Raw genomic sequence first — 6,159 nt, 5'->3', positions numbered from 1 at the left:
TTCCTCAAATCAATGAGACTAATCAATATGGCAATAAATGATGTTAAAATTGCTATTGATAAACGCAACTCTAGACTTGGAAAATGTTTAGGATTTAAAACACCTTATCAGGTGTTTTTAGAAAGGACGGGTGTTGATGTCCGTCAATTGGGAGTTGTGTACTTATGAGTCGAATTCAGCAAATAACACAAACTTAATATTAACCTAGCAGTTGAATACAAAGTATTTTTTTTGCTTTACGAGACCTTTGCATAAATATGAATAATCATCAAAAATCCACTTTTTACCCGCTTGGCAATTTTTTAAACCCAGCCTTAGCCCTGCTAGGACAAGGTTTAAGAAAATCACCAATCTGGAAAAAATTGAATTTTGCTAATCATCCCTATTTATGCAAAGGTCTCTACATTCTAATTTAAAAAATAGAAAATGCAAATATTGATTATTCCAATTATTTTATTTAACTTTAAGAACCAGTCTAATAGCGTAAAATCTAATTGGTTTTTATTAGTTGCGTATGTTCTGGCTAAAGTTTTTGAATATTTTGGCACGCAAGTATTTAATTTATTAGGCATTATCAACAGGTACTTAATTAAACACATTGTTGCTTTGGGTTTGCTGATTTTCTATGGTTTGAAAAGTAAAAAAACAGGAGGAAAAGTATCGTGCTTGATTTGATAACTGATTTTTTGTTGATTGTATTCGCCTATTGTATGGGAAGTGTTGCAATTGGCTATCATTTGATTTGGTGGAAAATGAAGCAAGATATTCGTAACCACGGTAGTGGCAGCATAGGAGCAACGAATGTGGGCCGTTTAATGGGAAAATCTGGTTTTGTCATAACGCTGGTTGGCGATTGTTTAAAAGCGGTATTGGTGTTGTCAATTGCTCGGATGTTAAAGCAAACCGACACGATTATTTCAATTATGATTATTGCAGTTATTGCTGGGCATATATGGCCATTTTATTTAAACTTTCGTGGCGGGAAAGGCATCGCAACAGCGTTGGGTGCATTTTTAATGATTGATATTTATGTTGTTGTATTTATAGCACTGGTTAGTGGACTTCTGTTTTTAATAACACGGCGATTTACATTGTCTTGGATACTGAGTGTTATTCTTTTATTAATATTTATTATCATACGAGATTCTCAATCTTTACCCATCACTTATGCCATTGTTATTTCTAGTATACTGGTTGTTTATGCACATAAAAATAATATGCATAAAGAATTGACTTTATCATGAATAATAAGACATTAATTTTTAAAGTCGCTTCCGAAACATGGGAATTTGAAGCCATACATCGATTGAATTATCAAACTTTTGTTGAGGAAATTCCGCAACACAATAGCAATCAAGAAAAAAAATTGATTGACAAGTTTCATGAGCACAATAGCTATATTATTTGTTTACAAGGTCAAGATTTACTAGGAATGCTATCTGTTAATGGCAAGCGTCCATTTTCTCTGGACAATAAGTTAGAAAACATTGATAAGTATTTGCCTAGTTTTCAGTTAATTTGTGAGATTAGATTGTTAAGTATTGTGTCTAGAAATCGTCATGGCGATGTTTTGTCTGGTATTTTTGAAAAATTTTTTGAGTTTGTTATAAAACAGGGTTACGATTTAGGGGTTATTTCTGGCATTACCAAGCAAGCAAAACTTTATCGACATCTTGGATTTCAAGCATTTGGTGGACTCGTTGGTGCTCAAGATGTGCAATTTCAGCCGATGTATATTACATTTGATCATGCAATTGATTCTAAGAAAAAACTAAAATCCCTTAATCAAAATCAAACAATTTTTAACTATTTACCAGGTCCCGTTTCCATTAGCAAGAGCATTATGACCGCCTATTCAAAAACGCCAATCTCTCATAGAGGCAATGATTTTATGAAAGATTTTTCCCGCTTACAAGATACCTTATGTCAGCGTTTAAATACAAAGCAGGCGTATATTACAACTGGCAGTGGAACCTCTGCCAATGATATTATTGCAGCACAGTTATCAAAAATATCGGGCAAGGGCATTGTTTTGGTTAGCGGAGAGTTTGGCAGGCGTATAGCAGACCACGCAAGACGGGCTAATTTAGATTATGAAGTTTTTATTGTGGATGATGGCTTGGCATTTACACCAGATTTTCTCAAGCAAATTAATAACGACAATGGCAAATTTCGCTGGTTATGGATGGTGCATTGCGAAACTTCAACAGGTGTATTAAATGATGTAAATTCAATACGAGAATGGTGCCAACAGCAAGATATTTTATTATGTTTGGATGCTATTAGCACAATTGGCTCCTGTGCTGTTGATTTGACAGGTGTTTATCTTGCCTCGGCAACGAGTGGTAAAGGCATGGGATCCCTGCCTGGGTTGGCGCTTATTTTTAGCAGTGGATTGGTGAGTGAAGTTGATTGTTTATTACCTCGTTGTTTTGACCTATCTGATTATGAGCAGGCACAAGGTGTGCCATATACCATTTCTTCCAATGCCATTTATGGGTTAATTATTGCCTTAAAAAAGGATTGGGATACTCAGTTTAGCCAAGTTAAAGAATGGTCGTATGATTTTCGTGTGAAAATAGAAAAAACCAAACTCAAGGTATTGGCACATGAAAATTATCGCGCACCACATATCACTACAATTGTTTTACCAAAAAGCGTGTCGTCTTCAAAATTAGGGAAAAAAATGCTTAATTTAGGTATTTTGGTTAGTTATAACAGTAGCTATTTATTGAAAAATAATTGGATGCAAATCTGCTTTATGGGCGATTGCCAACAGGTAACAGAAGATGCCATAAAATATTTAGAGCGTGCAGTTATGCCTGATGTCATTTCCAAGAAATAATAGCAAAAAAAGCTTTAAACAATTTAGTGTGCTTTTTTAGGCTTTTAATAAAAAACCCTTATTTTGTGTTATAGATTTTATCAGGGACTGGCTATTAATTAACCACCAAGTTAATCGTCCAACGCCTCAACTTCAAGTAGCATTTTATTAATGTGTCTGCCAAATTGGCTATCAAATCCATGCCAATCTCGGTAAGTTGCTAGTTTTTTAAGCGCAGTGGGTTTAATTTCATAATCAGCCAAATCTTCTTTATAACCTTTTTCAACCTCATCTTGAACAATCAATAAATAATCTAAAAATGGTTTAACAGCATGATTCGCATCACCTGTTGGCCCATGTCCAGGTACATAGTGTGTAAGATTTAAATTAATGGCGTATTCTAAGGCTTTAATGTTGCCGTGCATATCAGAAGTGTTGTCAAATCTGCCTTGTCTGTGGACAAAACCATTGTCGCCAAGGAATAGAGTTTTACTTGGTATATGTTCAACCATTAAATCGGTATTGGTGTGTGCTACACCTGTGATATCGTGGTGCATTTTAAAGGTTTCACTGTCTATTTTAATAATTTGTAAGTTCGTGGTAGCATCGGTGGGAAAAGTGGCAATAGTGCCATCAGTTGCACCCTCGGTTAAGGTATTCATTAACGCTACCCAACGCTCGCCTTCACCCTCTTTGGCTTGCTTAATCATATTTTTATGGGCATAGATTTTGACTGCTGGATATTGCTCAACAACGGCTTGGTTACCCAGCCAGTGGTCGCCGTGAACATGAGTGTTAAATACCGCAACAATGGGTTTGTCGGTAATAGCTTTGACTTTATCAAGCACCATTTTACCAATTTGGTAACTACTGCCGGGGTCGATGATAATAGCACCATTTTTGCCAACGATAACCCCCGGATTGTTCATAAATCCTTTATTTTCTGGATTAGGCTCATCCAGTGGGCCATGCATGACAAAAACATTGTCGGCAATTTTTTCAAATTTATGCGTCTCTGAGTTGAAAAATAAATAAACACCAGCAACAATTACCAGTAATACCAATAGACCTTTTTTCATAATATTTCCGCTTAAATCCAAATTAAATTATGAAATATGATACACCATACTTCCCCTTGTTTAATTTTTTGCTGATTATTCATATTTATGTAAAGACTTTTAAATGCTTTATAATGGGCGTATGCGCAAAAAACCTAAAGTATCTAATATTAAAAATATTGCCACGACAAAATTTTTTAACATTCAAAGCATGGATGTTGCTTTTTCTAATGGTGAAAAAAGAATCTATGAACGCCTGAAGCCACCTGGGAACGGGGCAGTATTGGTTATTCCGATGCTGGATGAGGAAACTGTGCTGATGATTTATGAGTATTCTGGTGGCACGGATAGATACGAATTAACCCTCACGAAAGGGAAAATTGACGAGGGTGAAACCCCACTTGAAGCGGCTAATAGGGAATTGATTGAGGAGATTGGTTATGGTGCTAATAAACTCACTTTTATCAAAGAAATGACCATTGCGCCTGGTTATCAATCTAGCATTACTTATATTGTGTTAGCACAAGATTTATACAAGGCGAGCGCACAGGGCGATGAGCCAGAGCCGCTAGAAGTGGTTGAGCATAAATTAGCGGATTTGGATAATTTGGTTTATGATGAGGATTTAACCGAGGCCAGAAGTATTGCGGCGCTGTATATGGCAAGGGAGATTGTTAAAAATCAACCTTCCTGAAAACTTTATCCTACCTTCTCAAAACACGCCGTTTCCAGAGGTTGAATTAGCACTGGATGAGCCGAATGGTCTTATTGCCATCGGCGGTGATTTGTCATCTGAACGCTTAATTGACGCTTATCAAAGGGGGATTTTCCCGTGGTATGGTGAAAACGAGCCAGTGATGTGGTATTGTCCAAACCCACGAATGGTGATTACGCCCGAGGCATTACGAATTTCCAAAAGTTTGAATAAAGTACTGCGTTCAAACCAATTCACCCTCAAAACCAACCACGATTTTGAACAAGTGATTTATCACTGTAAAAGCATCAAACGCAAGGGGCAAAACAGCACTTGGATTGATGAGCGGATGGTGCGTGCTTACACCCAACTGTATGCACAAGGCGTGGTGCAGTCAGTCGAAGTGTATCAAGATGCAAAACTAATTGGTGGGCTGTATGGCGTGCGTATGGGCAAGGTGTTTTTTGGCGAATCGATGTTTTCTTTGGTGAGTAATGCCTCAAAAATAGCTTTCGTGCATTTGGTGCAAAATATGGGTTATGATCTGATTGATTGCCAAGTGGAAAACCCGCATTTAAAAAGCCTAGGGGCGTTTAATATAGAGCGGGATGCGTTCATTCAACGATTAGATGAATTGCTGTTAAAATAAGCGTTAAATTAACAGGAGATTAGTATGAAGAAGATTATCAAACTAGGTGTATTGGCTTTTTTCGTCATCAGTATTGCCGCCTGTGGCAGAATAGGTAAATTGGAGCAGGTTAAATCATCCTCATTGACTATACCAAGCGTCATTTACACGGTATAACTCATCTTGAGCTTTTCTTATCAAAATCACACACTACACGCTGAATCTGTTGCCATAACAGATTTAATGGCAGCTTACGGCTCGCCGCTTTATGTTTATTCTCGCACCGGTATTGAAAACAACTGGCGTGAATTTGACCAAGCCTTTGGTACCCATCCGCATTTGGTTTGCTATGCAGTTAAGGCAAATTCTAATCTAGCAGTGCTCAATATATTGGCAAAAATTGGTGCAGGCTTTGATATTGTCTCTATCGGCGAATTAGAGCGGGTGCTGGTAGCGGGCGGCAAGGCGAATAAATGCGTATTCTCAGGCGTGGCAAAAACAGTTAGTGAGATTGAACGAGCACTCGAAGTCGGTGTGCGTTGTTTCAATGTAGAATCCGCCTCCGAGCTCAATAGAATAGAATCCGTTGCCCAATCTGTTGATAAACAAGCCCCAATTTCTATTCGTGTTAATCCCAATGTTGATGCCAAGACCCATCCCTATATTTCCACAGGACTGAAAGAAAACAAATTCGGCGTTGATATGAACGAAGCACTTGATTTATACCAAATCGCACAAAAATCCGAACATTTATCCGTGCAAGGGCTAGATTGCCACATTGGCTCACAAATCACCGATGTATCACCATTTTTAGATGCACTGGATAAAGTGCTAGAATTACTCAAACAACTAAACACCCACGGCATTACCATTCACCATTTAGACTTAGGCGGCGGCATTGGCATTGATTACGAAGGCGAAGAAACCATCAATATCCAAGCCTATATTAACGCCA

8 protein-coding genes are annotated in these 6,159 nt (G+C 37.6%); 7 read left to right on the top strand and 1 reads right to left on the bottom strand.

Going from position 1 to position 6,159, the window contains the following annotated elements:
- The first annotated feature begins 257 nt into the window (after positions 1–257).
- From CRYPD_RS08185 to CRYPD_RS07230, 3 genes are all read left to right on the top strand, one after another.
- Positions 258–416, top strand: coding sequence for a hypothetical protein (locus CRYPD_RS08185; protein ID WP_171004393.1), 159 nt, complete (start codon positions 258–260; stop codon positions 414–416).
- A gap of 246 nt (positions 417–662) precedes the next feature.
- Positions 663–1,244 carry a glycerol-3-phosphate acyltransferase gene (locus CRYPD_RS07235; protein WP_171004392.1) on the top strand — a complete coding sequence of 194 codons (582 nt, stop codon included), beginning with the start codon at positions 663–665 and terminating at the stop codon, positions 1,242–1,244.
- A complete protein-coding gene (locus CRYPD_RS07230; RefSeq protein WP_138146911.1) occupies positions 1,241–2,845 on the top strand; it encodes an aminotransferase class V-fold PLP-dependent enzyme in 1,605 nt (534 codons plus the stop codon). Before CRYPD_RS07235 ends, CRYPD_RS07230 begins: the two co-directional genes overlap by 4 nt.
- A 110-nt stretch (positions 2,846–2,955) precedes the next feature.
- On the opposite strand, the gene CRYPD_RS07225 is transcribed toward CRYPD_RS07230, so the two are convergent.
- Entirely contained in the window at positions 2,956–3,903 is a 948-nt protein-coding gene (locus CRYPD_RS07225) for an MBL fold metallo-hydrolase (RefSeq protein WP_138146910.1), read from the bottom strand.
- Positions 3,904–4,024: 121 nt separating this feature from the next.
- Here CRYPD_RS07225 and nudE point away from each other — a divergent pair, with 121 nt between their 5' ends.
- From nudE to lysA, 4 genes are all read left to right on the top strand, one after another.
- Positions 4,025–4,576 carry an ADP compounds hydrolase NudE gene (gene nudE / locus CRYPD_RS07220; protein ID WP_138146915.1) on the top strand — a complete coding sequence of 184 codons (552 nt, stop codon included), beginning with the start codon at positions 4,025–4,027 and terminating at the stop codon, positions 4,574–4,576.
- On the top strand, positions 4,554–5,225 hold the full coding sequence (aat, locus tag CRYPD_RS07215; protein ID WP_244610279.1) for a leucyl/phenylalanyl-tRNA--protein transferase: 672 nt from the start codon (positions 4,554–4,556) through the stop codon (positions 5,223–5,225). Before nudE ends, aat begins: the two co-directional genes overlap by 23 nt.
- A 24-nt stretch (positions 5,226–5,249) precedes the next feature.
- Positions 5,250–5,381: a hypothetical protein gene (locus tag CRYPD_RS08390; RefSeq protein ID WP_280178683.1), complete on the top strand. Its 132-nt coding sequence runs from the start codon at positions 5,250–5,252 to the stop codon at positions 5,379–5,381.
- Between the two features lie 3 nt (positions 5,382–5,384).
- On the top strand, positions 5,385–6,159 hold a 775-nt coding region (gene lysA / locus CRYPD_RS07210), incomplete at its 3' end, for a diaminopimelate decarboxylase (protein ID WP_138146913.1).

The organism is Bathymodiolus heckerae thiotrophic gill symbiont (assembly GCF_900180345.1).
Lineage (GTDB): Bacteria > Pseudomonadota > Gammaproteobacteria > PS1 > Pseudothioglobaceae > Thiodubiliella.
This window is presented reverse-complemented; position numbering and strand designations above follow the sequence as displayed.